This is a genomic window from Halotalea alkalilenta, assembly GCF_001648175.1.
Classification (GTDB): Bacteria; Pseudomonadota; Gammaproteobacteria; order Pseudomonadales; family Halomonadaceae; genus Halotalea; species Halotalea alkalilenta_A.
On the sequence record NZ_CP015243.1, the window covers coordinates 2,246,307 to 2,271,732 of the forward strand.

Genomic DNA, 25,426 nt, shown 5'->3' on the forward strand with positions numbered 1-25,426 from the left:
GCATGCTAACGAGGAGCGACTAGAATTAGAAGGTATGAAAAGAGATCTTCTTATAGCGTGATGATTGGATGGGATGCCATTCACGCGACAGGCCCCCGATGGGAACCGAGGGCGTATGGATCTTGACTGCGATGGTATCCCAGCCTTTGGTAAGGCACTATTCAGGCCTTCTTATCCAAGCTTTCAATACCCCTTATCTTTGTCGGGAATGGTTTTCATTGATGAGCGCGGCGGACAGTGAAGATCACCATCGAGTAGACAGGCCCGGCGACCTGCGGCTGCGCCGGTTGGCGCGCGGAGATCGCGCGTTGGGCACCTTGAGTGGCTGGCAGTACGGGCAGTGGGGCGGACTTCACCCTCATCAGAAGGTGCGCAGTTGGGAGGCGGCGCTCATCGATGAGTGTGGCGAGCCCGGCCAGCCGGTGCCCTCCAGCTACGTGCTCGAGCTGGACGGCGAGATGCTCGGCGGCATCCAACTGCTGGCCTACGACATGGATCTGGAGCCGGCCTGGACACCCTGGCTTGCCTCGGTTTTCATCGCACCCCAAGCGCGCGGGCAAGGTCTCGCCAGTTGGATGGTGGCAACGCTTGCCGAGCGGGCCCGCAGCGCGGGCCTCGAGCGGCTCTACCTCTATACGCCCAACCAGCAGGCCCTCTACGCTCGACTTGGCTGGCGCGAGATCGACCGGCGTGAGTGGCTCGGCGAATGGGTCAGCGTGATGCTGCGCGAGCTCTGAGCAGTGTAAGGCTCGCCGAGTCGAACCACGCCCGCTACGCCAAGGCCAATGGGGATCTGAACGCTTGCTCAGCTCGCGAGCAGCGGGAACATGCCCAGCGCCATGGCCGCGAACATCATCACCAGCGAGGTGATGATCGCGAGGAAGAAAGTGAAGCGCTGGTGATCGCCGAAGTCCACCCCAGCCAGGCCGACCAGCAGGTAGGTCGAGGGCACCAGCGGGCTGAGCAGGTGGAACGGCTGGCAGATGATCGAGGCGCGGGCGATTTCGACGGTCGAGATGCCATAGTGGCTGGCGGTCTCGGCGAGCACCGGCAGTACCCCGAAGTAGAAGGCGTCGTTGGACATCAAGAAGGTGAACGGCAGCCCGAGCAGGGCGGTGATCGGTGCCAGATAGGGGCCCATCGACGGGGGGATCACGCTGATCAGCGATGTCGACATCGCCTCGACCATGCCGGTGCCGCCGAGAATGCCGGTGAACACGCCTGCGGCGAAGATGATCGAGACCACCGCCAGTACGCTTGGCGCGTAGCTATCGATCCGCGCTTTCTGCATCGCCAGGCTTGGGTAGTTGACCACCATCGCGATACAAAAGCCGATCATGAACAGTATCGGCAGCGGCAGTATGCCGCTGATCAGCGCGGCCATCAGCCCGAGCGTCAGCAGGCCATTGAACCACAAAAGCTTCGGCCGGCGTGCGTGCTCGTCGGGGGAGACGAACACCTCGGTGTCGTTCTCCACCAGGCGCTCCTTGAGCACGCCGAGGCGCTTGCGCTCGCGCAGGCCGAACAGGCTGGCAAGCAGGAACAGCCAGGCGATCGCCGCCACCATCGGCAGGATCATCGGCACGAAGATGTCGGCCGGGTCGAGCGAAAGCGCACTCGCTGCGCGCGCGGTCGGGCCGCCCCAAGGGGTGAGGTTCATCACGCCGCTGGCGAGCATGAAAAGACAGGTCATGATCAGCGGATTGATGCCGAGGCGCTTGTAGAGCGGCAGCATTGCCGCGCAGCAGATCATGTAGGTGGTCGAGCCGTCGCCGTCGAGCGAGACCAGCAGCGCCAGCGCTACTGAGCCGATCACCACCTTGAGCGGGTCACCCTTGACCAGCTTGAGAATCAGCCGCACAGGGTGATCGAAAAGACCGGTATCGATCATGATCCCGAAGTAGAGGATCGCGAACATCAGCAGCACCCCGGTGGGGGCGATGTTGCGGATGCCGTCGAGCATCATCGCGCCAAGCTCTCCGCCGGCGCCTGCGAGCAGGCCGAAGATGATCGGCACCAGGATCAGCGCGAGCACGGGGGTCAGCCGCTTGCTCATGATCAGATACATGAAGGAAGCGACCATGCCAAAGCCAAGCGTCGTCAACATCTCACGGTTCTCCAGATCGAATGGAAAGCGATGCGCATCGTTTTGATGTTCTAGTCGGCATCGTTGAATCGCCGCATGCGCTCTTGAGCGGCGTTCGTGGCGAGGACGGAGGAACCCTAATCGATGCTTGGTCGAGGCGATACGGGCGCGAACGCCAATCTGTGTTGTGCTTTGGTAGGGGGGATTTTTGTCACTAAATAAAGTGGTTTTTTGCCCGTTATTCGCAGGTCGCTTAACCTTAATATAATCTTTACTTGATCCCGTTGTGGTATTGGCGGCTCGAAAAAGGCGCCCGGCCTCGCCGTGGCGCCCGCATCCGTCCGGGCTACCGCTTGGCCGTGGCCACCTCGATGCACTCCGCGGTCAGCTCGCCCAGCCACGCGATCTCCTCTTCGCTGATCACATAGGGCGGCATCCAATAGATCACGCTGCCGAGCGGGCGCAGCAGCGCACCGCGCGACAGCGCATGCTGGAACACTTTCAGGCCGCGGCGCTCCTGCCAGGGGTAAGGGGTCATCGTCGCCTTGTCGGCGACCATCTCGATCGCCACTACCATGCCGGTCTGGCGCACGTCGCCGACCTGGGGGTGATCGCGCAGCGGGGCGCTCGCCCGCGCCATCGCCGCGCTCTTCGCCCGATTGGTCTCGATCACTTGGTCGCGCTCGAAAAGCGCCAGGGTCGCCAGCGCCGCCGCGCAGGCGAGCGGGTTGCCGGTGTAGCTGTGCGAATGGAGAAAGGCACGCATCCGCTCGTAGTCGTCGTAGAAGGCGTCGAATACCTGGTCGGTGGTCATCACCACCGATAGCGGCAGGTAGCCGCCGGTGAGCGCTTTGGACAGGCAAAGGTAGTCCGGGCCGACCCCTGCCTGTTCGGCGGCGAAGAGCGTGCCGGTGCGACCGAAGCCGACTGCGATCTCATCGAAGATCAGCTGCACGCCGTGGCGGTCGCAGGCCTCGCGCAGTCGCCGCAGATAGCCGGGTGGATACATTCGCATGCCGCCCGCGCACTGGATCAACGGCTCGAGGATGACCGCGGCGAGCTCGTCGGCGTGCTCGGCAAGCGCCGCTTCCATCGGCGCGAACATCGTCTCGGCGTGGGTCTCCCACTGCTCACGCGGCAGGCCGACGCAGTCCGGCGCCGGCACCTTGATCACATCGAGCAGCAGCGCGCGGTAGGTGTCGGTGTAGAGGCCGACGTCACTGACCGAGAGCGCGCCGAGGGTCTCGCCGTGGTAGCCGTTGGTGATGGTCAGGAAGCGGCGCTTCTCGGGGCGGCCGCAGTTGCGCCAGTAGTGGAAGCTCATCTTCAGCGCGATCTCGATCGCGGCCGACCCGCTGTCGGCGTAGAAGCAGTGGCCGAGACCCGGTGGCGCGAGCTCGGCGAGGCGCTCGGAGAGCTCGATCACCGGACGGTGAGTGAAGCCGGAGAGAATCACGTGCTCGAGCTCATCGAGCTGGGCCTTGACCCGGGCATTGATCTCCGGATTGGCGTGGCCGAGCACGTTGACCCACCACGAGCTCACCGCGTCGAGATACCGCTTGCCGTCGAAATCCTCGAGCCACACGCCACGGCCGCGGCGAATCGGCACCATCGGCAGGCGTTCGTGGTCCTTCATCTGGGTGCAGGGGTGCCATACCGCGCGCAGGTCGCGTTCGGTCCACTGGGCGTTGAGGCTCATTCGGCTCTCCTCGGCGATGCCTCGATAAGAGGCGTCAGGGTGAGATGGGCGGCCACGGCGGCGGGCGTGGGTGCGTCAAGATGCGGTACCACGCCGAGGCAGGGGGCGGGCAGCCAGTGGGCGAGGCTCGCCAGGTTGGCGTCCAGCCGGGACGCTTGCGGCGCGCAGGCCATGCCTGGGTCGACGAGGTTGGCGACCCAGCCGGCGACGCGCAGACCGTCGGCCTCGATCGCCTCGAAGCTGAGTCGGGCGTGGTTGAGCGCGCCGAGGCGCACGCCGACCACCAGGATGACGTCGAGATCCAGCGTCTGCGCCAGGTTGGCCAAGGTATGACGATCGTCGATCGGTACTCGCCAGCCGCCGGCGCCCTCGATCAAGCTGAAGTCGGCCCGCTGTGCGAGCAGCTCGCGCATCGGCGCGGCCACCGCAGGCAGAGACAGAGCCGCTCCCGCCTCTCGCGCGGCGATGTGCGGCGCGATCGCCGGGGCGAAGGTGAACGGGTTGACCATGGCATAGGGCAGGCTCGGCCGGCATTCGGCGGCGAGCGCCAGGGCGTCGTCGTTGCGCAGGCCCTCGGCGTATCGTTCGGCTCCCGAAGCGAGCGGCTTGCCGGCGGCGGTGGAGAGGCCGCGGGCGCGGGCGAGGTGGAGCAGCGCACAGGCGATCCGGGTCTTGCCGACATCGGTGTCGGTGCCGGTGACGAAGTAGGCGTGATGGGACATGGCTTGGTTCAACCGGGCTTGCGCAGGATGATGAAATGGGTGTCGTAGCTGGCCGGTACGCCTTCGGGATAGCGAAGGCCGGCGAGCCGCTCGAGTGCGACGAGCCCGGCGCGGCCGCCGAGGCCTGCTGCACGGGCGTGCAGGTGCGTGGGATACGCGAGATGGTGCGCGCCGAGCTGCTTGAGCTCGCGCATCAGCGCCCAGGCGTTGGGATAGCAGCGCACATGGCGCGAGCGGCGCTGGGCTTCCAGGCGCAGCGGGGCGCGCTCTAGGCTGGCGTTGAGCTTGTCCTTGGTGATGAAGCGATTGACCCGTGACGGCTGGGCGACGTCGCGGCACAGGCGCTCGAATTCGGCGAGCGTCTGGCTTCCCAGCGTGGTGAATGCGAGCCAGCCGCCAGGGCGCAGGGTGCGCGCGGCTTCGGCGAGAAACCGCTCGAGCCCATCGAGCCACTGCACCGCCAGATTGGAGATGATCAGGCCGAAGCTTCGGTCATTAAACGGCAGCCGCTCGGCGTCGGCGCACAGCCATCGCGCCCCGGGCTGGCGGCGTCGCCCCTGCTCGAGCATCGGCATGGCCAGATCGGCACCGAGCAGATCGCGCACCGCCACGCCGCGGGCGGCCAGCTGGTCGAGGATGAAGCCGGTGCCGCAGCCAAGATCCAGGCAGCGGCCGCCCGGCGGCATCGCCGCATGGCCCGAGAGCTCGTCGAGCAGCGCCAGGCCGATCTCACGCTGCAGCGCGGCGGCGTGGTCGTAGCTTGCGGCGGCGGCGGCGAAACAGGCGCCGATCCGGCGCTTATCGGCGCTTGCCCGGGGATGCGCCGCGGGCAGGGTCACCGCTCGCGCCCCGTCGAGTTAGCGGCGATGAAGGCTTCGATCCGCTCGGCGCTGAGCGCGGCTTGATCGATCACGAAGGCGTGGCCCGCATTCTCGATCTGCATGCACGTGGCCTGGTGGGTGCAGAGCCGCTGCACCTCCCGCTGCGAGGCGAAAGGCACCAGCGCGTCGTGCTCGGCGAACAGGTAAAGCTGCGGAAGCGTAAGGGTCGAAAGCGCGGTGCGGTTATCCAGCCAGCGCAACAGCTTGAGCCCGGCGCGGGTTTCATGCAGCGATACGTCGAGCAGCGCCTGCACCAGCACCCGCGCCAGCCGTCGGGTATCGCGGCTGCCTTGGGCGGCGAGCGCGCCGAAGCGGTGCAGGGTGTCGTGGGGGCTGTGTTCGAGCTCGCTGGCAAAACGCTGGAAGGTCGCCGGTCGCATCGCTTGCGGCCAGTCGCTGGCGCTGAGGAAGCGGGCGTTGGCGCCGAGGCCGATCACGCCGGCGAAGCGCTCGGGGCGCCTGGCGGCGAGCGCCACCGCCAGCATGCCGCCGAGCGACCAGCCGCCGATCCAGGTGGGACGCGGGTCCTGGCGGCTGTCATCGAGGCCGAGCGCCAGGCCCAGCGCTTCGAGCCAGACCTCCGGGCGGGCATGCCCGTAGGGCGGCAGCGTCGGGGTCTCGACCTCGAGCCAGCTCGCCGCCTGCTCGAGGCTTTCGACCAGGGGGGCCAGCGCTCGCGGGCCGATCGCCCAGCCGGGCAGTAGAATCAGGCGCTGTGGATGCATCACGGCTTCTCCGTCAGCGGGTTGAGACCGAGAGCGCGGCGGTGGTGAACGATTCGTTCGACCAAGTGCTCGATCTGGTCGGCGTGGTGTCGTGCGCTGAGCGTGATGCGAAGCCTCGAGCCGCCGAGCGGTACGGTCGGCGGGCGAATCGCGCCGACCCGAATGCCATCCTGCGCCAGCGCCTGTGCCAGCGCCATCGTCTCCCGTTCATCGCCGACCGGCAGCGGCTGGATCGGCGTGGTGCTAGGCGCGAGCGCAAGGCCAGCCGCCTGGGCTGCGTCGTGCAGGTGGGCGATGTTGGCACCGAGGCGCTGGCGGAGCTCCGGCTCGGTGGTGATGATTCTCAGCGCCTCGAGCGCACCATTCGCCAGCGCTGGGGCGAGCCCGGTGGAGTAGACGTAGGGGCGGGAGAACTGGACCAGCGAATCGATCAAGCCCTCGCTGCCGGCGACGAAGGCGCCCTGTACGCCGAATGCCTTGCTCAGCGTGCCGACCAGCACCGGTACCTGCTCAAGGGAAAGCCCGGCGGCGCTCGCTGCGCCTGCGCCGCGCGAACCGAGCACGCCGACGCCGTGGGCGTCGTCGATCACAAGCCATGCGCCATGCGCACTGCTGACCCGGGCGAGCTCGGCGAGCGGGGCGATGTCGCCATCCATGCTGAACACCGCATCGCTGACCACCAGCCGCGCCCCCGTCGCCTGCGCGCGCGTCAGGCGGGCGTCGAGGTCGCCGGCATCGGCATGCAGGAAGCGTTCGAGCCGGGCGCCGCTCAGCCGGGTGCCGTCGAGTAGCGAAGCGTGGTTGAGCCGGTCATGGAAGGTCTGGTCACCGCGTCCGGCCAGCGCGCCCAGCACCCCGAGATTGGCCTGGAAGCCGCTGGAGAAGAGCAGTGCGCGTGGACGATCCAGCAGTTCGGCGAGCGCTGCCTCCAGCCGCTCGTGGACCTCGAGCTGGCCGCCGACCAGCGCAGAGGCGGTGGCTCCCGCGCCATAGCGGCGTGCGCCCTCGGCCAGCGCATGGTGCAGGCGTGGGTCAAGGGCAAGGCCGAGATAGTCGTTGCCGGCGAAGTCGAGGGTGCGCTCGGGCAGTTCGCGCACCGTGCGGCGGCGATGACGCCCGCTTGCATGGCGCTGCTGCAGGCGCGTGGCGAGATGGGCGTCGAGGCTTGCCGACATGTTCAACGTGGCGTCCTCAACGTGCCGCCGCATCGACGCTCAGCTCGGCAACCCGCTGGGCACCGAGGGTCTGCTGGATCGCCAGATCGAGGGTGTCGTCGTCGAACTCCTCTCGCCGCTCGGGATGCAGGCCCAGGCGTTCGAACAACCGCTGGTCGCGGCTCGCCTGCGGATTCGTCGTGGTCAGCAGGCGCTCGCCGTAGAAGATCGAGTTCGCCCCGGCGTGGAAGGTCAGCGCCTGGAGCTCATCGGACATCTGCTCACGCCCGGCGGAGAGCCGCACGTGGGAGCGGGGCATCAGGATGCGGGCGGCGGCCACGGTGCGCACGAATTCGAACGGGTCGAGATCCTCGGTATGCTCGAGCGGGGTGCCCTTGACCTTGACCAGCATGTTGATCGGCACGCTCTCGGGATGCACCGGCAGGTTGGCCAACTGCTGCAGCAGTCCCGCGCGGTCTCGCACCGATTCGCCCATGCCGAGAATCCCGCCGGCGCAGATCTTCATCCCCGCATCGCGCACGTGATCGAGCGTCTCGAGGCGCTCGGCGTAGGTCCGGGTGGTGATGATGCTGGCGTAGAACTCAGGCGAGGTGTCGAGATTGTGGTTGTAGTAATCGAGGCCGGCATCGGCGAGCGCGCGGGCCTTGTCGGCATCGAGCCGGCCGAGGGTCATGCAGGTCTCGAGCCCGAGGGCGCGTACTCCTTTGACCATCTCGATCACATAGGGCATGTCGCGGGCGCTGGGGTGCTTCCACGCCGCGCCCATGCAGAAACGGGTGGCACCAATCGCCTTGGCCTGGCGCGCCTCTTCGAGCACGCGCTCGACCGCCATCAGTTTTTCGCGGGTGAGGCCGGTGTTGTAGTGCCCCGACTGCGGGCAGTACTTGCAATCCTCCGGGCAGGCGCCGGTCTTGATCGACAGCAGGGTCGACACCTGCACCGCATTGGGGTCGAAGTGCGCACGATGCACGCTCTGGGCGTCGAACAGCAGGTCGTTGAACGGGCGCGTAAGCAGTGCCTCGATCTCATCGCGTCGCCAATCGTGTCTGGGCTCGGTCATGGAATTCGCTTTTTATCGAAGTGAAGGCGGTCACAGTTTCCCGATTCGATCGCGAATATGTCAACCTTGTGTGGTGTATTAGGTTTACATCTACATTTCGACTCGCCTGGTAACGCTCTCGCTATGTTGGCGGAGAGGGAAAAAGGCTAATCTCATCAACTTGGAAACCGACTTGTACCGAAGGACTTGCGACCTTGAGTGACTGGATGGGCAGTGATCCCACGGGCGTTGTCCTGCACCTCGCCACAGCGTGGCTCGCAGGCAGTCTGATTGGGCTGGAACGTAGCTTTCACGGTCGTCCGGCGGGGTTTCGCACCCATGCGCTGGTGTGTATCTCCTCTTCGCTTTTGACGCTGATCACCACCTATCAGGCCGAGTGGCTGCCGAGTGGGATGGTCGGCCACGTCCAGACCGACCCTACCCGCATGGCCCAGGGGATCATGACCGGGATCGGCTTCCTCGGTGCCGGGGTGATCCTCAAGGAGGGGCTGACCGTGCGCGGCCTGACCACCGCCGCGTCGATCTGGATCACCGCCTCGATAGGCATCCTCTTCGGCATCGGCTTCTGGTGGCCGGCGGTGCTGACCACGGTGGTGACGCTGGTGACGCTGGCACTGTTTCGCCAGGTCGAGTCGCGCATGCGCAGCCAGATGTTCGCCACCCATACCCTGCGCTTTCCGGCCAGCAGCACGCCGGACGAGAAGTTCGTCCGCACGCTGATCGAGTCATACGGCTGCCGGGTGCTCAGCATCAGCTACCATCTCAGCCATTCCACCGAGACCTTCGAGTACCAAATGATGCTGCGCTCGTATTCGCGCGACAATTTCACCCGGCTCAGCGAGCGGCTTCGCAGTCTCGAGCACTTGGTCGGTTTTCGCCTGACCCCGGTCGCCGGTTAAGGAGCGCACTTGAGCATTCGATTGATCCTCAACGGCAAGTCATCGGACCAGCCTAAGCTGCGCAAGATGGTGACCCGGCTACGCAAGCAGGGCATCGGTGTCGACGTTCGCGTCACCTGGGAAGGCAGCGACATCGAGGATTTCATCCATCAGGCCAGCGCCAATGGGGTCGAGCGGGTGATCGTCGGCGGCGGTGACGGCACCCTCCACGGCGCCGCCAACGCACTGATGAAACTGCCGGCCGGGCGTCGCCCTGCGCTCGGGGTGATTCCGCTCGGTACCGCCAACGACTTCGCCCGCGCGGCGGGTATTCCGCTGGAGCCCACCGAGGCGTTCTCCTTCGCGGTACGCGAGAACGCCTATCCGATCGACCTGGGCAAGATCGGCGACGCCTACTTCATCAATGTGGTGTCCGGTGGCTTCGGTGCCTCGGTTACCGCGAGCACCCCGGCGATCCTCAAGCGGATGCTCGGCGGCGGGGCGTATTCCCTGGTCGGCGCGGCACGCATCCTGAGCTTCTCGCCCTACGAAGGGCGGTTGAGGATGCCGGGCTACGAAGGCAAGGCCGCGATGGTGGTGATCGCGATCGGCAACGGTCGCCAGGCCGGCGGCTCGCAGGAGCTGGCACCGAAGGCCTTCATCGACGATGGGCTGCTCGACGTGCTGGTGATCGATGCCTTCCGGCTGCGCGACGTGCCCCGGCTGGTCCGCGAATTGGAGCAGCTTTCCGGGCGCGGCGACCTGGTGCGCTACTTCCAGGTGCCGTGGCTCGAGATCGAGTGCGAGCAGTCGCTGCCGGTGACCCTCGACGGCGAGATGCGCGAGATCAAGCAGGCCCGCTTCGAGGTGGTGCCTAAAGCGATCGAGGTGGTACTGCCGGAAGACAGCAAGCTGCTCGAACGCAATGGTACGCATGCCCTGGTCGGCAGCGACGAATGATTACTGGCGGAGGTAAGAATGGACGCTTTCATGCAAGCGGCGTTCGATGAGGCGCTCAAAGGCTACGAGGCTGGTGGTGTCCCGATCGGATCGGTGATCGTCCACCAGGGCAAGATCATCGGCCGCGGACACAACCAGCGGATGCAAAATGGCAGTCCCATCCTGCACGGTGAAATGGCCGCGCTCGAGGACGCCGGGCGGCAGTCAGCCTCGGTTTACCGAGACAGCGTAATCTACACCACGCTCTCGCCTTGCTCGATGTGCGCTGGAGCGATCGAGCTCTATGGCTTCCCCAAGGTGGTCGTCGGCGAGAATCGAAACTTCCTCGGGCAGGAGCAGCGCCTGCGCGATGCCGGGGTCGAGGTGAGCGTCTTGCAGGACCAGCAGTGCATCGAGCTGATGGCGAGGTTCATTCGCGAGCACCCTGAAGTGTGGAACGAAGATATCGGCGAGTGACGATCCTGGTGCCAGGCGAGATCGACTCGAGGAGCATGGATACAAAACGTATTGTGCCTTTACTTGCCCCGAGTTAGTGCCTCTGCTGCAATGTAAGGCGTTCTGTGATCACTATTTGGGCATAACGGTAGGACACGCAATGACAAGGAGGCGGAACGTGAGCAGGAAGACTCTCGCTTTTGCAGGCATCACGCTGGTGGCAGCGCTTGGCCTCACGGCCTGTGGCGGTGGCGATGACGATGCGCCGCCGGTCGATCAGGCGCCGTCTGGCAGCACGCCGGCGCCGACCGAGCAGACTACGCCGCCGGAAACCACGGCGCCTCCGGCTCCGGAGACCACCGCTCCGCCGAGCAGCGACAGCCCGACGCCCGGTGACGACGCGACCCAGGAGCCCATGCCCGAGTCGACGCCCGATGACGCCAGCAGTGTGCCAGAGGCGGACCCGCAGTCGGGTACCCTCGAAGGTGACGTCGATGGCGGTGCTTCCTCGGAAGACGACACCACCACTACGCCCTAGCGTTATGGGGTGAGCGGGGGCGGGGCGCTGCAAGGCAGCTCCGGCCCGCTCTTCGGTCCCCGGCGGGAGGGTGCGCCGTCGGGGGTTTATGACGGAGCGATACGAAAAAAGCCCGCTCTGATGAGCGGGCTTTCGATGTTCTTGCCGGCGCTAGGAGAGCCGGGCGATCAAGCGTCGCTTAGTTGACGACCTTGATGTTGGCTGCCTGAAGACCCTTCTTGCCTTGAGTGACGTCGAAGGAGACTTTCTGACCATCCTGAAGGGACTTGAAGCCTTCAGCCTGGATTTCGGAGAAGTGAGCGAACAGGTCGTCACCGCCGTCGTCCGGGGAGATGAAGCCGTAGCCTTTGGTGTCATTGAACCACTTGACAGTACCAGTTGCCATGTCGATTTCCTTACATACCTGAGTAATGAACGAGCCTGGGCTCGATATTGCGTGGGGCTTATCAGGGGGGAATGACGCTCGGAAATCGAAAGATCGACCGCTACCAACGACATCCAACCTGCAAACCTACGCTCGCAGGATGCGTCAGTGGCAGGCAAAGCGTCAAGTCGATTCTTTGCCACCGCCACCTAGCCCCGCCAGAGCAACATAGAGCGAAATTCGACGCAGGTCCATAGCAAGTAGATGACGAAATCTCCCTTTGGTCTGCGTGTTCGAACCAATCTTCCTCCCGCGCGCTGCCGGCCCGGCGGCGGTTGGCTGCGACATCATGCCGGCGCGTGGAGACACTCATGCAAAGTTCTGATAAAGAAAGAAGAGGAGGCGCCGCGAAAGCCGAATCGCGATACCCTCTTGCGCGTAGCGCATTCGCTACCCCTACTTCGCCGGAGTCGTCGATGAGCCAGAGACTACCCCATCGTTTCGACCTCGCAGTCTCTCCTTTCATCCTGCCCAGAGGTTGGCGCCGGGCGGAGGGGGAGGAGGATGCCGAGTTCGCCTGTCGGCTGGTGGAACGTACCATGTCACCCTATTGGGCGCGCCGGCAGATGCGCTTCAGCCCGAAGATGTTCATGCAGCAGTGGCAGGGGCTGGATGCGCTGATCCTCGAGCATCACGGCGTGGCATCCGGTGTGATCGCTTGGGACATCAAGGGCGAGTACGCCTACCTGCGCGAGCTGCACCTGAGCGAGGCGGTGCGCGGGCAGGGGCGTGGACGATTGATCCTCGAGGCGTGGATCGCGCGTCGGCGCAGCGAAGGGGTGCACGGCCTGCGGCTCAAGGTCTTCGCCGAGAATCCCGCCCGCGAGCTTTACGCTCGAGTCGGTTTCGACGTGTCCGGGGGCGACCCGGACATCGAGGGGCTCCTCGACATGCAGCGAACGATCTGATCGGAAGGGAAGGGGTAGCGGGCGCCTGGGCGTTCGCTACCCCGTGGTGTAAAGGGTGTCGCGTGCCCGTATCCAGCGGTGATACGGGGATGTCATCAAGCTTTGGGAGTCACGATGGGTTATTCCGCTTCTCCAACACTCAACGACACGCACAGCAAGCTGCTGGGCTACCTGCTCTGGCTGTTCGGCTTCACCGGGGCGCATCGCTTCTACTACGGCAAGCCCGTCACCGGCACGATATGGTTTTTCACCTTCGGCCTGTTCCTGATCGGCTGGTTGATCGACCTGTTCTTGATCCACCGGATGGACCGCGACGCCGATCTTCGTTTCCGCAGCGGCCGGATCAACTTCTCACTGGCCTGGGTGCTGCTCACTTTCACCGGCATCTTCGGCCTGCACCGCATGTACATGGGCAAATGGGTGACCGGGGTGATCTATCTGCTCACCGGCGGCCTGTTCCTGCTCGGCGTGCTCTATGACTTCTGGACCCTGAACGATCAGATATCGATGCGCAATGTGCGCAAGAGCTATGGCAGCTCGCTGCGCTGAGCCGCTATCGGTGCGACGGCGCAGGGTATAGACTCGGCGCTTGGATGGGGGTGCGCGTCTCGTTCGGCGCGCTGAGAGTGCTCGGCACAACCCCTCGAACCTGATCCGGCTGAATACCGGCGGAGGGAATCCAGCGCTGATCGAATCACCGCGCCCCTCGCTCGAGCCGCTCGCATCACGAGGTCGTCGCGCGCCCCCATGGCCCCTGCCGTTCCCCCCGCCGAAATCCTGCGTATTTCCGAAGCCTCGCTGCGCTTCGCCGACGGTCGACCGCTGTTCGAAACGCTCTCGCTGTCGCTACCCGGACGCGGCTGGACCTGCCTGATGGGGCGCAGTGGCTGCGGCAAGAGCAGCCTGCTGCGGATGGTTGCCGGCCTGCCGGTGGAGGTCGGTCCCCAAGGCCATGCGCACATTAAGCGGCGCAACGGCGAGGGTGGTGAGTTCTCGGCATCGATCGCGTGGATGCCGCAGCGCGACATGCTGATGCCCTGGCGCCGGGTGGTCGAAAACGTCGCCGTCGGCGCTGCACTGCGTGGCCAGCGATGGAGCGACGCACGCGAGCGGGCCGAAGCGCTGCTCGCACGCGTCGGGCTTGCCGGCCTGGGCGCGCGCTGGCCGGATAGCCTCTCGGGCGGCCAGCGCCAGCGGGTGGCGTTGGCGCGTACGCTGTTCGAGGCCGACGGCGTGGTGCTGATGGATGAGCCTTTCTCGGCGCTCGACGCGCTGACCCGCCTCGAACTGCAGGATCTCGCGGCCGAGGTGCTGGCCGAGCAGAGCGTGCTGTTGGTCACCCATGATCCGCTCGAGGCGCTGCGTCTCGCCGACACCCTGTACGTATTCGGCACCGATGCCCAGCTCCATGCCATGGCGCTGCCCCCGGGTGATCCGCCCCGCGCGCCGGGCGACGTCGCGGTGGCCGGGATCCAGGCCGCGCTGTTCGAGCGACTGCGCGGCACCGGCGGGGAGCGCTCTAATGCGTGAGCCTGAACGCGGGACGCTGATCTGGGCGCCTGTCACGATTTTGATCTTGCTGCTCGCCTGGCAGCTGCTGGTCATGCTGCTGCGTCCGCCTACCTATCTGCTGCCCGATCCCCTGAGCGTGTTCGAGACCCTGGTCACGCGGATCTCACTGATCGCCCCCCATGCCTGGGTCACGCTGGTCGAGATGCTGCTCGGCCTCGCGGTGGGCGTATCCGGTGGCGTGCTCACCGCTCTCGCCCTGGCCTCCAGTGCGCTGCTGCGACGTCCGCTGCTGCCGCTCTTGATCGCCTCCCAGGCGGTCCCGCTGTTCGCCCTGGCGCCGTTGATGATGCTGTGGTTCGGCTACGGTATGACGCCGAAAGTGCTGATGGCGGCGCTGATCATCTACTTCCCGGTGGCCTCGACCTTTTACGACGGCCTGCGCCAGACCGAGCGCGGTTGGCTCGACCTGGCACTGATCATGCGGGCGAGCCCCCTGCGCACCATGCTGCTGGTGCGCCTGCCGGCGGCACTGCCGTCGTTCTGCTCCGGCCTGCGCCTGGCGGCGATCTGCGCACCGATCGGCGCGGTGATCGGGGAGTGGGCAGGCGCCAGCGCGGGGCTCGGTTACCTGATGATCCAGGCCAACGCGCAGATGCAGACCGCGCTGATGTTCGCGGCGCTGCTGGTGCTGATCGTCTTCGCCTTGCTGCTCTACGCGGCGACCGAGCTGGTTTCCAGGTGGCTGCTTCCCTGGCGCTCGGTCAGCCATCGCTGAACCACGTTCGCCGCCGCGCGCTTTGCTGCGTTCAACCACGAGGACGTTTCGATGAAATCCGCTACCACCTACGCACGCTTTGCCCGCTGGTCGCTGACCCGGGCCTGCGCGCTGCTCATCGTCACCGCCGCCGCGCCGGGATGGGCGGCCGACGCGCCACCCACGCCGCTGCACCTGATGCTCGACTGGTACGTCAATCCGGATCATGCGCCGCTGGTCATCGCCGAGCAGCGTGGCTTGTTCGCCCGGCACGGGCTCGAGGTGACCATCGATGCGCCGGGCGATCCCTCCACGCCTGGGCGTCTCGCCGCCGCGGGCCAGGTGGACGTAGCGATCGGCTACCAGCCGCAGCTGCATCTCGAGGTCGACCAAGGTCTGCCGCTCAAGCGCATCGGTACGCTGGTCGCCACTCCGCTGAATACCGTGATGGTACGTGCCGACAGCGGTATCGAGGATCTCGCCGGGCTTCGCGGCCGGCGCATCGGCTATTCGGTGGCGGGGGTGGAACAGGCGCTGCTGCGGACGATGCTCGAGCATGCGGGGATCGGGATCGACGACGTCGAGAGGGTCAACGTCAACTTCTCGCTCGCCCCGGCGCTGCTGAGCGGCCAGGTCGATGCGGTGATCGGTGCCTACCGCAACGTCGAAGCCGCCCAGCTCGAGTCCCAAGGCGTCGAGCCGCGCAGCTTCTTCGTCGAGGAGCACGGGGTGCCGGTCTACGATGAGCTGATCTTCGTCGCCAGTCCCGCCACCATCGCCGCCAAGGGCGATGCACTGCGCGCCTTCATCAGCGCGGTCGAGGAGGCAACGCTTTGGATCGACAACCACCCCGAGGAGGCCTGGGAGTCGTTCAGGCGCTATGACGCAAGCCTCGACAGCGAGGTCAACCAGCGTGCCTTCGAGCTGACGCTGGGGCGCTTTTCGCCCAGCCCCGCCGCGCTCGACAGCGGCCGCTACCTCGGCATGCAGCGGTTTCTGCTCGAGCAAGGATTGATCGAACGCGAGCAGCCGCTCGATGCGCTCGCGGTCGATCTCAATGCCCCGGCCCCTTGATCCACCGCCTCAGCCCGAGCGCATCGAGGCGTCGTAGTAGGCGTTGCGCTCGACGTCGCTGAGCATCTCGACGCCTTCGCTCGAGCCCTTCGCCAGGCTTTCGAAGATCGCACGATAGGCGAGCACCGCGAGCACGTACTCGCGGGTCTCGCGGAACGGGATGCTTTCGACGAACAGGTCGAACGGCTGGTTGCCGTTGGCGAGCCAGCGATCGACCCGCCCGGGGCCTGCGTTGTAGGCCGCGGCGGCGGCGATGCGGTTGTTCGAGTACCGGTCGAGCATGTCGCGAATGTAGGCCGAGCCGAACGCGACGTTGACCTCGGGATCCTCGAGGCTCTCCACCCCGGCGTACGGGATGTTGCGACGCGAACTCAAGTGGCGCGCGGTGTCCGGCATCAGCTGCATCAATCCGCGGGCGCCGACCGGGGACTGGGCCCGCTGGTTGAAGGCGCTCTCGCGACGGGCGATACCCATCAAAAAGTAGGGATCGACGCCGCGAGAGGCGCCCCACTTGACGAATTCGGGCTCGAACGCATGGGGGAAGCGCCAGGCCAGGGCATCCCAGGCGCGGGCGCTGATCGAGGCCTGCACCGCGAGCTCGTACCAGCCCTGCTGGATCGCATAGGCGGCCATCGCCTCGCTGTGGGCATGGTCCGAGCGCTCGAGCAGCGCGACCCACTCGCTGCGGGCGAGGCCGGGTTCGTCGATCCGATAGAGTGCGCCGACGCGCTGCACCGCCAGGGTCTGCGCGACCTGCGCGATGCGCTCGGGCGGCACCGGGCGCGAGGCGTCGTTGAGCGCATAGGTGCGCCCGAGCCTGTCGGCGGCGGCGAAGGCGAAGAAATTGCGCCCCTGGGCTGCGGCCTCGAAGGCGCTGCGCGCGGTGGTCGGGTCACCGAGCTCGGCGCTGGCGCGGCCCAGCCAGTACTGCCAGCGTGCCTCCGTTCGCACGCTGTCCGGCATCCTCGGCACCCAGTCGAACACCGCCTGCCAGTCGCGCGCGGCCAGTGCGTTACGTACCCGCAGTTCGTAGAGATCGTCGGCTTCGAGCCGGGGCAGGGCGCGATCGACCCATGGTTGGCTACCGGGCACGCTGCGTGCCATCGCGTAGAAGGCCAGGTCGTGCTCGATCGATCGGCGCTGCTCGGCGCCCAGGGTGGCCTGCTCGCCCAGGCGCTGCCAGGCGGCCAGCGCCGCGGCGGTATTGTCGCGGGTCAGCCGATGGAAGGTCGCGGCAAGCAGGCTCGGGCCTGCGCTGCCATCGGGGCCGAGCCGGGCAGGCAGGGTCGCCACCTGGGAGGGATCGGCGTTGACCCGGTCGAAGGCGCTGAGCGCATCGCGCCAGGCCGGGTCGTCGATCAGGCGGCGCAGATAGTTGACCAGGCCGGTGCTGCCGTTCTCCCATGCCAGCATCAGCCGCGTCCAGTCGTCCTCAGTGGTCAGCGCGCCGCTCGCTCGCAGTCGCTCGAACAGCGGATCACAAGCGTTGGGCTGGGAGCTTCCGACCCGCCACAGTGCCCGTCCTCCCGCCGCCGCGGCGCTCGGCTCGCGCTCCAGCAGCGCGGTGTAATAGTAGCACTGGCGCTCGGTGCCGATCGGTTCGCCGTCGCTGACCGCGAGCAGGGCGGCGAAGTCGCCCCTGCGCCCGTAGGCGGTCTGGGCCTGGCCGCGCAGCCAGCCGGCCAGCGGGGAGTCGTCGTGGCGGGCAATGAAATCGTTGATTACCTGCGGCGCCACGTCGGGCAGGGCGTGACGCAGGCGATGGTACTCGATGTAGCCGTCCAGCAGATGATCGACACGCTCGGTGCGCTGATCGATGCGGCTCCAGCTTCCTTGACGGGCATCGGCCAGCGCCTGGCGCATCGCCATATCGTCGGCCTGGGCGGGGAGTGGCGCAAAGAGGCCGGCGCAGAGTGCGGTGGCGATACCGAGGCCGAGCAGGTGGCGCAGGGGCGAGGGCGGGGCGGGGGGCGTTCTGGACACATCAACTCCTGTCGTCGGACCAGGTGCGGCGGTGCACGGGCTTGCGTTTACGTCGCGCGGCCCCCATCTCCATGGGTGCCTGGGGCGTTTGTTCGGCGGCGAAGGTATCTTGACCGGCTTGGCCTGCGCATAGGAGTGCACGCGATGAAACGACGAAAGTTCAACCTGTTCGGTCTGCTGGTCGGGCGCGGCAACGTGCTGCTCAGGATCGGCAAGGCGCTGCGTACGATCGTCCCGATGATGCATGACTATCTGCGCGGTGACTACCGTCCGCTACCCAAGCGGGCGATGGCGCTGCTGGTCGTGGCGCTGGTCTATTTGTTCTTCCCTTTCGATCTGGTGCCCGACTTCATTCCGTTCTGGGGGCAGCTCGACGATCTGATCATCAGCGGCTGGCTGCTGGCCAAGCTCGACGAGGATCTCGACGGCTATCGCGCCTGGCGACGGGCGCGGGATGCCCGTCGGGACTCTTGAAAATCGCCGCGCTCGCCCCATCTTTGCGCATATTCCACCGTTGACCTAGGGACGTTTTGCAGATGTCGGCAGACCAGAAAGAGACGCTAGGATTCCAGACGGAAGTGAAGCAGCTTCTGCATCTGATGATCCATTCGCTTTACTCGAATCGCGAGATTTTCCTTCGCGAACTGATCTCCAATGCGGCGGATGCCTGCGACAAGCTTCGTTATCGTGCCCTCGATGACGATTCGCTGTTCGAGGGCGATAGCGAACTGCGCGTGGAGATCGAGTTCGACGCCGAGGCGCGCACCGTCACCGTGCGCGACAACGGCATCGGGATGAGCCGCGATGACGTGATCGCCAATCTAGGCACCATCGCGCGCTCCGGCACCGCGGAATTCCTCAAGCAGCTCTCCGGCGAGCAGCAGAAGGATGCCAAGCTGATCGGCCAGTTCGGCGTTGGCTTCTATTCCTCCTTCATCGTCGCCGACGAGGTGACGGTGCGTACTCGCCTGGCGGGCAGCGAGCGCTCCGCGGGTACCCAGTGGGTCTCTCGCGGCGAGGGTGAGTTCACCATCGAGCCGATCGAGCTCGAGCGCCATGGCACCGAGATCAGGCTCGCGCTCAAGAGCGACGCGGCGGAGTTCGCCGACGAGTACCGCCTGCGCGCGCTGGTGCGCAAGTATTCCGACCATATCGATCTGCCGGTGCAGATGCAGAAGGTCGAGGAGCAGGAAGGCGAAGACGGCGAGAAAAGCAGCGTGGTCAGCTGGGAGACGGTCAACGAGGCCCAGGCGCTGTGGACCCGGCCGAAGGGCGAACTCTCCGATGACGACTACAAGGCGTTCTACAAGCACATCGCCCACGACTTCACCGACCCGCTGAGCTGGAGCCACAACAAGGTCGAGGGCAAGCTCGAGTACACGAGCCTGCTCTACGTGCCCGCGCGGGCGCCGTTTGATCTCTACCAGCGCGAGGGCGTGCGCGGGCTCAAGCTCTATGTCCAGCGCGTCTTCATCATGGATGATGCGGAGCAGTTCCTGCCGCTGTACCTGCGCTTCGTCAAAGGGGTGATCGACACCCGCGACCTGTCGCTCAACGTCTCGCGCGAAATCCTCCAGCAGGATCCGCAGGTGGAGAAGCTGAAGAGCGCGCTGACCAAGCGCGTGCTCGACATGCTCAAGAAGCTGGCCAAGGAGCCCGAGCGCTACCAGGAGTTCTGGAACCAGTTCGGTTCGGTGCTCAAGGAAGGGCCCGCGGAGGACTACGCCAACCGCGAGAAGATCGCCGAGCTTTTGCGTTTCTCCACCACCCATACCGACAGCGCGGTGCAGGATCAGTCGCTCGCCGACTACGTCGGGCGAATGAAGGAAGGCCAGCAGAAGATCTACTACCTGGTCGCCGACAGCTTCAACGCCGCGCGTCATAGCCCGCATCTCGAGATCTTCCGCAAGAAAGGTATCGAAGTGCTGCTGCTGAGCGACCGCGTGGACGAGTGGCTGATGAGCCATCTGTCTGAGTTCGACGGCAAGGCGCTCGTCGATGTCGCCAAGGGCGATCTCGATCTCGGCGATGTCGAGGACGAAGAAGAGAAGAAGGCCCAGGAAGAGAGCGCCAAGGCCAAGCAGGCGCTGGTCGATCGGCTCAAGGAGCAGCTCGGCGAGCGCGTCGCCCAGGTGCGGGTCACCCATCGCCTGACCGACTCTCCGGCCTGCGTGGTGCTCGACGAGCACGACATGGGCTTCCAGATGCGCCGCCTGATGGAGGCCGCGGGGCAGCCGGTGCCTGAGAGCAAGCCGATCCTCGAGATCAACCCCGATCATCCGCTGATCGCGCGGCTCGAAGGGCTCGAGGGAGAGGCGTTCGACCGTCTTGGGGAAGTGCTGCTCGACCAGGCGATCATCGCCGAAGGCGGGCAGTTGGACGATCCCGCGGCCTACGTCAAGCGGCTCAACGCGCTGCTGGTAGGCTGAGCCCCGCCGACAGGTCTCGCCGCGCCCGCGGCGGGACCTGTCGGGCCGTCTTGCCGACGGCTGGTTCGATCTTCTGGCCGGGCGGATGCCCGCCTGCTCGAGTGCGCCCGTTCATCTTGCTAACCGACTGTGAGCGAAGGTTTTTTCAGGTTTTCATAGAGCGCTGTTTTGTGTACAGATCGGCGATGCTGGGCGCAGTTGGATGCATTTTCGCGTTGATGCTGTTAGTCTCTGCGCGACATGAACTAGAGTACATCCTCGATGACACGAACGTTTGATCCCAGGACGCTCGTGCTGACGCTCATTCTTTCGGCATTTCCTTTGCAGTTCTCGCTCGCCGCCGATAGTGAAACGAGTGGAGAAGCACTCCTCGATGACAGCGTCGTCACCAGCATGCCGGACCTGCGAGAGCAACGTGCCGGGCCGGACCGCAAGATCGCTTTCTTCAATCTGCTGATTCCGATCATCGAACGGCAGAACGCAATGGTTCGAGCCGATCGTGAATTCCTGCTCGCCGCCCGCGAGCGCAATACCTGGACGCGCCCGGCCCGCGAGCGGCTCAAGCGTATCTGCGATGACTACCGGATGAACTGCGCCGATCCCCAGCGCACCGATTGGGATCAGCTGCTGAGCCGGGTCGATACCCTGCCGATGCAGCTGGTGCTGGTACAGGCGATCGAGGAATCCGGCTGGGGCACCTCCCGCTTCGCGCGTGAAAGCAACAACCTCTTCGGCATGCGCTGCTTCGGCACCGAGTGCGGCGTCGAACAGCGCGGCACCGGCGACCGCTACCAGCAGTTCGCCTCGGTCGAGGATGGCGTCCACGCCTATTTCCTCAACCTCAACGGGCACAAGGCGTACGACAACCTGCGCAAGCAGCGTGCCGCGCTGCGCGGCCAGGGTCGCGAGGTCACCGCCGAGGCGTTGATCGCATCGCTCGGCCGCTACTCGGTGCGCGGAACCGCCTACATGGACCAGCTCCGACTGCTGCTCAACATCAACACCGACATGATCGAATCCTTGCGTGGGCAGGTCGACGAGCCTGCGGCGTGAAGCCATAGCGTGAAGCGCATGTGCATCGACGCCGGCGACCGATGGTCGCCGGCGTTTTTCGTTTGACTCCGCAATGGCGCTCAGCGATGGGGCGAGTGATCTTGCGCGACGGCGGTATCTTTCGGCGTCGCAGGCCAGGTGATGCGTGCTTCGAGCCCGCCTTCGTCGCGATTGCGCAGGTGCAGCTGCGCTCGCTGCTGCTTGATCAGCGTCGCCACGATCGATAGCCCCAACCCGCTGCCCGAGGCGCGCGGCGCCGACCCGCGGCGAAACCGCTCGGTCACCTTGTCGAGCAGCTCAGGCTCGATGCCGCTGCCATCGTCGACCACGCAGAGCGAGGGCACGCCCTCGATGCGCTCGAGGCGGATTTCGACGCTGCCGCCGTTGGGGGTGTAGCGCAGCGCATTGTCGAGCAGATTGCGCAGCAGTACGCCGACTTCGGTGGGGTCCGCGTAGATGTCGAGCCTGGTCAGGCCGCTCATCGCCAGACGCTGGCCTCGCGCCTCGGCGAGGGGCCATAGCTCGCTGGCGAGCTGTGCGGCGATGGGATAAAGATCCACCCGGGCGGGCGCGTTCGGCCGATGACGGTCGAGCCGCGCCAGCGTCAAAAGCTGGTCGACCACGCGCTGCAGCCGCTCGATCCCGAGGCGCGCCTTGTCGAACGAGTCCTCGCTCTGTACGCCGTCGCTGGCGCGGGCGTTGTCGAGATGGATCTTCAGCGCCGCCAGCGGCGTGCGCAGCTCATGGGCGGCGTCGGCGGTGAACCGGCGCTCGCGCTCGAGCGCCTCGCGCAGTCGCTCGATGAAGGCGTTGAGCGCGTTGTGCAATCCGGCGAGTTCGCGCGGTACCTCGCCTTCGATCGGCGAAAGATCCTGGTCATGGCGACGCGACAGCTGGCGGGAAAGATTGCCCAGCGGCGACATCCCATGACGGATGACGAAATAGATCAGGATCGCGGCGAGCATCACGCTGATCGCATCGGGCAGGGTATTGCCGAAGGCGATCTTGCGCGACAGCAGGGTCTGGAAGCGTTCGCGCAGCCCGATCGAGACCCATATCCGGCTCGCCTCGTCGTAGCGGGTATAGACGCGCCAGCTGTGGTCCTGGTACTCGACCCAGGCATAGCCCGGCCGCTGGGGGGCGGGGAAGGGGGGATCGGCGCTCCAACTGCCGCTGAGCAAGCGTGGAGTGCCGTCGTCGTTCCAGAATCCCAGGGCGAGCACCGGCTCGTCGGGGGAGGGCTGATTGGGATCGGCCGCGTCGTCGTCGGTGAGGCGGCCATGGGACATCGTCAGCGAATAGAAGCGCGCGATGTTCTCCTGGTCGGTGAGCTGCTCGGCGATTCGCTGGTACTCTTGTGCGCTCGTCTCGGCAGTGGTCATGCCGGTGACGATACGCCCGAGCATCGACAGCTGGGCGTCGAAGATTTCATCCATCTCGTCGTCGATGATGACGTAGGAGACCACCAGCGAGGCGGCGGAGCTGGCGAACAGGATCACCAGGATCGCTCGGGTCAGGTAGCGGCGGATCGAACCGATGCCGCGCCGCCTTTCGCTGCGCGGCTTGCCACTCACCGGGCGTTGTCCTCCAGCCGGTAGCCGATCCCGCGCAGGGTGACGATCAGTTCAGGGGCGAGCTTCTTGCGCAAGTGGTGGATGTGTACCTCGAGCGCGTTGGACTCCACTTCGTCGTCCCAGCCGTAGAGCAGCTGCTCCAGGTGAGGGCGGGTGAGCACCTGGCCCGCATTGTTGGCAAGTTCCAGCAGCAGGGCGTATTCACGCCGGCCGAGCTTGACCGGCTTGTCCTTCCAGGTCACTTCGTGGCGCGATTCATCGATGGTCAGGTCGTTGACGGTGAGCACCTGGGTGGTCCGTCCGACCGCGCGGCGCATCACCATACGAAGCCGCGCCAGCAGTTCCTCGAGTTCGAACGGCTTGAGCACGTAGTCGTCGGCGCCGGCGTCGAGCCCCATCACCTTGTCATCGAGACTGTCCCTCGCGGTGAGGATCACCACCGGCAGCGATTGGGTCTCGCGCAGCCGGCGCAGCACCTCCATGCCATCCATGCCCGGCAGGCCGAGATCCAGCACTACCGCGCCGAACTCGCCCTGCGCCAAAGTCTCCAGTGCGCTGGCACCATCGTGCAGCCATTCGACCTGGTAGCCCTCGCGCTTGAGCGCGGTCTCGACGCCGTCACCCAAGAGTGGATCGTCTTCGACGAGTAGAATTCTCATCTGTTTCCCTTTTGTCTTGTCCTGTGGTCGACCAAGCATCGCTATCGTGCCGATTGCCGGATCATGGCCCCGCGCCCGGGTATCCGTACCGAGATTCGGATGCTACTGCGTCCATGATGCGCCATCCATCGGCATCGTCGCCCGCTGCGATGACGCCGATGTGGATGACGATCGATTGTACCGGGCGCCCATCGCCCTCATTGTCTATCCAAAGCGCTGGCTGCCGATCCCGCGATCAGCGGCGAAGCCTTGATTCGACCGCATGCGAGCGCTGGGGTTCGCCGCCAGCTATGATGCAGGCTTCGGGCCAAGTGGAAAGGGCCTCGGGAGGTAGGGCAATGACAGAGTATCAGCGAGAGCACGGCGATGGGGCCGAGCTGGACGCGGGTCTCGAAGGCTTCGCTGCGCGTTTCGACAATCGCTACGCGCGGCTGCCGGCGCATTTCTTCACCCGGGTCGCGCCGACGCCTCGCAAGGGCACTCGCCTGCTCGATGTCAGCCCGGGCTGTCTGGCGCTGCTGGGCCTCGATGCCGGTCGGCCGGGAACCGAAGCGTTCACCGCGCTGCTCGGTGGCGAGCAGCTGTGGCCGGGGATGGACCCGATCGCGCAGAAGTACACCGGCCACCAGTTCGGTATCTATAACCCGTCGCTCGGCGACGGCCGCGGTCTGCTGCTCGGCGAGTGGCTGGCGCCGGATGGGCAACGTTTCGACCTCCACCTCAAAGGCGCAGGCGTCACCCCCTATTCACGCTTCGCCGATGGCCAGGCGGTGCTGCGCTCCTCGCTGCGCGAGTATCTGGCCAGCGAGGCGATGGCCGCGCTCGGCGTGCCGACCAGCCGCGCGCTGGCCGTGGCGGTCAACCAGGAGCGGGTACGCCGTGAGCGCTGGGAGCCGGGTGCGACGCTTTTGCGGGTGGCGCCGAGCCATGTCCGCTTCGGTCATTTCGAATGGCTGGCCTTCGGCGGTGATAAGCCCGGCCTGCGCAAGCTGATCGATCATGTGATCGATGACCATTGGCCGCATCTGCGCGGGCACGAGTCGCCGACCGCGGCGATGTTCGACGAAGTCGTCGCCGCCACCGCCGAGATGATCGCCGCCTGGCAGGCCTACGGCTTCGTCCATGGGGTGATGAACACCGACAACATGTCGATCCTCGGGCTCACCTTCGACTATGGCCCCTTCGCCTTCCAGGATGCCTTCGATCCAGGTTTCAACCCCAACCACACCGACCAGGAAGGACGTTACTCCTATGCCGAGCAGCCCTCGGTCGGACTTTGGAATCTCAGCCGGCTGGCGTCGGCGCTGCTCGGGCCGATCAGTGACGAGCTCGGCGGCGAGGAGCGCGCTCGCGATGCGCTCGCCGGCGCCTTGGAGCGCTACGGCGAGCGGCTCAACCTGCGTTTTGGCGAGCGCATGCGCGCGCGGCTCGGGCTCGAGCTCGAGCAGCCCGACGACCCTCGGCTCTTGGGCGACTTCCTCGCCCTGCTGCAGGCAGGCCGATGCGATTATCACCTCTGCTTTCGCGCGCTCGCCGACTGGCATGGCGATGAGCCCGGCGAGCGGCTCAGGGCTGCGCTCGGCGACGGCGCGGCGAGCCGCGACTGGCTCGCGCGCTATCGCGACCGGCTCGGCAGGGAGACCCGCGCCGAGGCCGCCCGCATGGTCGCGATGAATGCGGTCAACCCACTCTATGTGCTCAGGACTCATCTGGCCCAGCGTGCGATCGAGGCGATCGAAACCTCGGCGGACACCGCCGAGCTCGTGCGTTTGCGTGCCTGCCTGAGCGCGCCCTTCACCCCCCAACCTGGCGCCGAGGCGTATGCCTCGGCGCCTCCCGCGGGCGCTCCGGTTTGCCTGTCGTGCTCATCTTGAGCGCGCAGGCAGTGCGCTCCGGT

25 protein-coding genes and 1 riboswitch are annotated in these 25,426 nt (G+C 66.0%); of the genes, 14 read left to right on the forward strand and 11 right to left on the reverse strand.

Features of this window, described 5'->3' with window-relative positions; translation table 11 throughout:
• The first annotated feature begins 221 nt into the window (after positions 1-221).
• On the forward strand, positions 222-737 hold the full coding sequence (locus A5892_RS09975; RefSeq protein ID WP_190295589.1) for a GNAT family N-acetyltransferase: 516 nt from the start codon (positions 222-224) through the stop codon (positions 735-737).
• Between the two features lie 68 nt (positions 738-805).
• Here A5892_RS09975 and A5892_RS09980 read toward each other — a convergent pair whose 3' ends face one another.
• The 7 genes from A5892_RS09980 to bioB form a co-directional block, all read right to left on the reverse strand.
• A complete protein-coding gene (locus tag A5892_RS09980) occupies positions 806-2,107 on the reverse strand; it encodes a CitMHS family transporter (protein WP_064122677.1) in 1,302 nt (433 codons plus the stop codon).
• 325 nt (positions 2,108-2,432) lie between these two features.
• Positions 2,433-3,785, reverse strand: a complete 1,353-nt coding sequence (locus A5892_RS09985; RefSeq protein ID WP_064122678.1) for an adenosylmethionine--8-amino-7-oxononanoate transaminase — start codon at positions 3,783-3,785, stop codon at positions 2,433-2,435.
• Positions 3,782-4,507 (reverse strand): dethiobiotin synthase, encoded by a 726-nt coding sequence (gene bioD / locus A5892_RS09990; RefSeq protein WP_064122679.1) that lies wholly within the window; start codon positions 4,505-4,507, stop codon positions 3,782-3,784. The genes A5892_RS09985 and bioD overlap by 4 nt, the downstream gene beginning before the upstream one ends.
• An 8-nt stretch (positions 4,508-4,515) precedes the next feature.
• Positions 4,516-5,346: a methyltransferase domain-containing protein gene (locus tag A5892_RS09995; protein ID WP_064122680.1), complete on the reverse strand. Its 831-nt coding sequence runs from the start codon at positions 5,344-5,346 to the stop codon at positions 4,516-4,518.
• Complete coding sequence (locus tag A5892_RS10000) at positions 5,343-6,113, reverse strand: alpha/beta fold hydrolase (RefSeq protein ID WP_064122681.1); 771 nt, start codon at positions 6,111-6,113, stop codon at positions 5,343-5,345. Before A5892_RS10000 ends, A5892_RS09995 begins: the two co-directional genes overlap by 4 nt.
• Positions 6,113-7,321, reverse strand: a complete 1,209-nt coding sequence (gene bioF, locus A5892_RS10005; protein ID WP_223302617.1) for an 8-amino-7-oxononanoate synthase — start codon at positions 7,319-7,321, stop codon at positions 6,113-6,115. Before bioF ends, A5892_RS10000 begins: the two co-directional genes overlap by 1 nt.
• Positions 7,305-8,348 (reverse strand): biotin synthase BioB, encoded by a 1,044-nt coding sequence (bioB, locus tag A5892_RS10010; protein ID WP_064122683.1) that lies wholly within the window; start codon positions 8,346-8,348, stop codon positions 7,305-7,307. Before bioB ends, bioF begins: the two co-directional genes overlap by 17 nt.
• A 194-nt stretch (positions 8,349-8,542) precedes the next feature.
• On the opposite strand from bioB, the gene A5892_RS10015 reads away from it, so the two are divergent.
• From A5892_RS10015 to A5892_RS10030, 4 genes are all read left to right on the forward strand, one after another.
• Positions 8,543-9,247 carry an MgtC/SapB family protein gene (locus A5892_RS10015; protein ID WP_223302618.1) on the forward strand — a complete coding sequence of 235 codons (705 nt, stop codon included), beginning with the start codon at positions 8,543-8,545 and terminating at the stop codon, positions 9,245-9,247.
• 9 nt (positions 9,248-9,256) lie between these two features.
• A complete protein-coding gene (gene yegS, locus A5892_RS10020) occupies positions 9,257-10,186 on the forward strand; it encodes a lipid kinase YegS (protein ID WP_082890381.1) in 930 nt (309 codons plus the stop codon).
• A gap of 18 nt (positions 10,187-10,204) precedes the next feature.
• Positions 10,205-10,642, forward strand: a complete 438-nt coding sequence (locus tag A5892_RS10025) for a nucleoside deaminase (RefSeq protein ID WP_064122685.1) — start codon at positions 10,205-10,207, stop codon at positions 10,640-10,642.
• Positions 10,643-10,799: 157 nt separating this feature from the next.
• Entirely contained in the window at positions 10,800-11,159 is a 360-nt protein-coding gene (locus tag A5892_RS10030) for a hypothetical protein (protein ID WP_064122686.1), read from the forward strand.
• A gap of 178 nt (positions 11,160-11,337) precedes the next feature.
• Here A5892_RS10030 and A5892_RS10035 read toward each other — a convergent pair whose 3' ends face one another.
• On the reverse strand, positions 11,338-11,544 hold the full coding sequence (locus A5892_RS10035) for a cold-shock protein (RefSeq protein WP_027349934.1): 207 nt from the start codon (positions 11,542-11,544) through the stop codon (positions 11,338-11,340).
• Positions 11,545-11,999: 455 nt separating this feature from the next.
• Between A5892_RS10035 and A5892_RS10040 the strand changes: the two genes are divergently transcribed.
• The 5 genes from A5892_RS10040 (at position 12,000) to A5892_RS10060 (ending at position 15,831) form a co-directional block, all read left to right on the forward strand.
• Positions 12,000-12,491 (forward strand): GNAT family N-acetyltransferase, encoded by a 492-nt coding sequence (locus A5892_RS10040; RefSeq protein WP_064122687.1) that lies wholly within the window; start codon positions 12,000-12,002, stop codon positions 12,489-12,491.
• Between the two features lie 114 nt (positions 12,492-12,605).
• On the forward strand, positions 12,606-13,040 hold the full coding sequence (locus A5892_RS10045) for a TM2 domain-containing protein (protein ID WP_064122688.1): 435 nt from the start codon (positions 12,606-12,608) through the stop codon (positions 13,038-13,040).
• A 36-nt stretch (positions 13,041-13,076) separates the two neighbouring features.
• A riboswitch (TPP riboswitch) is annotated at positions 13,077-13,185 on the forward strand.
• Between the two features lie 53 nt (positions 13,186-13,238).
• Positions 13,239-14,021 carry an ABC transporter ATP-binding protein gene (locus tag A5892_RS10050; protein WP_064122689.1) on the forward strand — a complete coding sequence of 261 codons (783 nt, stop codon included), beginning with the start codon at positions 13,239-13,241 and terminating at the stop codon, positions 14,019-14,021.
• Complete coding sequence (locus A5892_RS10055) at positions 14,014-14,778, forward strand: ABC transporter permease (protein WP_064122690.1); 765 nt, start codon at positions 14,014-14,016, stop codon at positions 14,776-14,778. Before A5892_RS10050 ends, A5892_RS10055 begins: the two co-directional genes overlap by 8 nt.
• A 51-nt stretch (positions 14,779-14,829) precedes the next feature.
• Complete coding sequence (locus tag A5892_RS10060; protein WP_082890383.1) at positions 14,830-15,831, forward strand: ABC transporter substrate-binding protein; 1,002 nt, start codon at positions 14,830-14,832, stop codon at positions 15,829-15,831.
• A gap of 9 nt (positions 15,832-15,840) precedes the next feature.
• Here the strand turns inward: A5892_RS10060 and A5892_RS10065 are convergent, their stop codons facing one another.
• Entirely contained in the window at positions 15,841-17,814 is a 1,974-nt protein-coding gene (locus tag A5892_RS10065) for a transglycosylase SLT domain-containing protein (protein WP_223302619.1), read from the reverse strand.
• Between the two features lie 144 nt (positions 17,815-17,958).
• Between A5892_RS10065 and A5892_RS10070 the strand changes: the two genes are divergently transcribed.
• The 3 genes from A5892_RS10070 (at position 17,959) to A5892_RS10080 (ending at position 21,296) form a co-directional block, all read left to right on the forward strand.
• Positions 17,959-18,288: a YkvA family protein gene (locus A5892_RS10070; protein ID WP_064122691.1), complete on the forward strand. Its 330-nt coding sequence runs from the start codon at positions 17,959-17,961 to the stop codon at positions 18,286-18,288.
• Positions 18,289-18,350: 62 nt separating this feature from the next.
• A complete protein-coding gene (htpG, locus tag A5892_RS10075; protein ID WP_064122692.1) occupies positions 18,351-20,243 on the forward strand; it encodes a molecular chaperone HtpG in 1,893 nt (630 codons plus the stop codon).
• A gap of 261 nt (positions 20,244-20,504) precedes the next feature.
• Positions 20,505-21,296, forward strand: coding sequence for a protein bax (locus tag A5892_RS10080; RefSeq protein WP_082890384.1), 792 nt, complete (start codon positions 20,505-20,507; stop codon positions 21,294-21,296).
• Positions 21,297-21,376: 80 nt separating this feature from the next.
• Here A5892_RS10080 and A5892_RS10085 read toward each other — a convergent pair whose 3' ends face one another.
• Together A5892_RS10085 and A5892_RS10090 are read right to left on the reverse strand one after the other, a co-directional pair.
• Complete coding sequence (locus A5892_RS10085) at positions 21,377-22,870, reverse strand: ATP-binding protein (RefSeq protein ID WP_223302620.1); 1,494 nt, start codon at positions 22,868-22,870, stop codon at positions 21,377-21,379.
• The gene (locus A5892_RS10090) at positions 22,867-23,529 is read right to left on the reverse strand and encodes a response regulator (protein WP_064122693.1); all 663 of its coding nucleotides are present in this window, start codon (positions 23,527-23,529) and stop codon (positions 22,867-22,869) included. The genes A5892_RS10085 and A5892_RS10090 overlap by 4 nt, the downstream gene beginning before the upstream one ends.
• A 338-nt stretch (positions 23,530-23,867) precedes the next feature.
• Here A5892_RS10090 and A5892_RS10095 point away from each other — a divergent pair, with 338 nt between their 5' ends.
• A complete protein-coding gene (locus A5892_RS10095; RefSeq protein ID WP_082890385.1) occupies positions 23,868-25,403 on the forward strand; it encodes a protein adenylyltransferase SelO in 1,536 nt (511 codons plus the stop codon).
• Positions 25,404-25,426 lie beyond the last annotated feature (23 nt).

Bases quoted from the DNA above. Each gene is read 5' to 3' on its own strand.
- A5892_RS09975 (WP_190295589.1), top strand. From the start codon at position 222: ATGAGCGCGGCGGACAGTGAAGATCACCATCGAGTAGACAGGCCCGGC.
- A5892_RS09980 (WP_064122677.1), bottom strand. From the start codon at position 2,107: ATGTTGACGACGCTTGGCTTTGGCATGGTCGCTTCCTTCATGTATCTG.
- A5892_RS09985 (WP_064122678.1), bottom strand. From the start codon at position 3,785: ATGAGCCTCAACGCCCAGTGGACCGAACGCGACCTGCGCGCGGTATGG.
- bioD (WP_064122679.1), bottom strand. From the start codon at position 4,507: ATGTCCCATCACGCCTACTTCGTCACCGGCACCGACACCGATGTCGGC.
- A5892_RS10000 (WP_064122681.1), bottom strand. From the start codon at position 6,113: ATGCATCCACAGCGCCTGATTCTACTGCCCGGCTGGGCGATCGGCCCG.
- bioF (WP_223302617.1), bottom strand. From the start codon at position 7,321: ATGCGGCGGCACGTTGAGGACGCCACGTTGAACATGTCGGCAAGCCTC.
- bioB (WP_064122683.1), bottom strand. From the start codon at position 8,348: ATGACCGAGCCCAGACACGATTGGCGACGCGATGAGATCGAGGCACTG.
- A5892_RS10025 (WP_064122685.1), top strand. From the start codon at position 10,205: ATGGACGCTTTCATGCAAGCGGCGTTCGATGAGGCGCTCAAAGGCTAC.
- A5892_RS10035 (WP_027349934.1), bottom strand. From the start codon at position 11,544: ATGGCAACTGGTACTGTCAAGTGGTTCAATGACACCAAAGGCTACGGC.
- A5892_RS10040 (WP_064122687.1), top strand. From the start codon at position 12,000: ATGAGCCAGAGACTACCCCATCGTTTCGACCTCGCAGTCTCTCCTTTC.
- A5892_RS10045 (WP_064122688.1), top strand. From the start codon at position 12,606: ATGGGTTATTCCGCTTCTCCAACACTCAACGACACGCACAGCAAGCTG.
- A5892_RS10050 (WP_064122689.1), top strand. From the start codon at position 13,239: ATGGCCCCTGCCGTTCCCCCCGCCGAAATCCTGCGTATTTCCGAAGCC.
- A5892_RS10055 (WP_064122690.1), top strand. From the start codon at position 14,014: ATGCGTGAGCCTGAACGCGGGACGCTGATCTGGGCGCCTGTCACGATT.
- A5892_RS10060 (WP_082890383.1), top strand. From the start codon at position 14,830: ATGAAATCCGCTACCACCTACGCACGCTTTGCCCGCTGGTCGCTGACC.
- A5892_RS10070 (WP_064122691.1), top strand. From the start codon at position 17,959: ATGAAACGACGAAAGTTCAACCTGTTCGGTCTGCTGGTCGGGCGCGGC.
- htpG (WP_064122692.1), top strand. From the start codon at position 18,351: ATGTCGGCAGACCAGAAAGAGACGCTAGGATTCCAGACGGAAGTGAAG.
- A5892_RS10080 (WP_082890384.1), top strand. From the start codon at position 20,505: ATGACACGAACGTTTGATCCCAGGACGCTCGTGCTGACGCTCATTCTT.
- A5892_RS10090 (WP_064122693.1), bottom strand. From the start codon at position 23,529: ATGAGAATTCTACTCGTCGAAGACGATCCACTCTTGGGTGACGGCGTC.
- A5892_RS10095 (WP_082890385.1), top strand. From the start codon at position 23,868: ATGACAGAGTATCAGCGAGAGCACGGCGATGGGGCCGAGCTGGACGCG.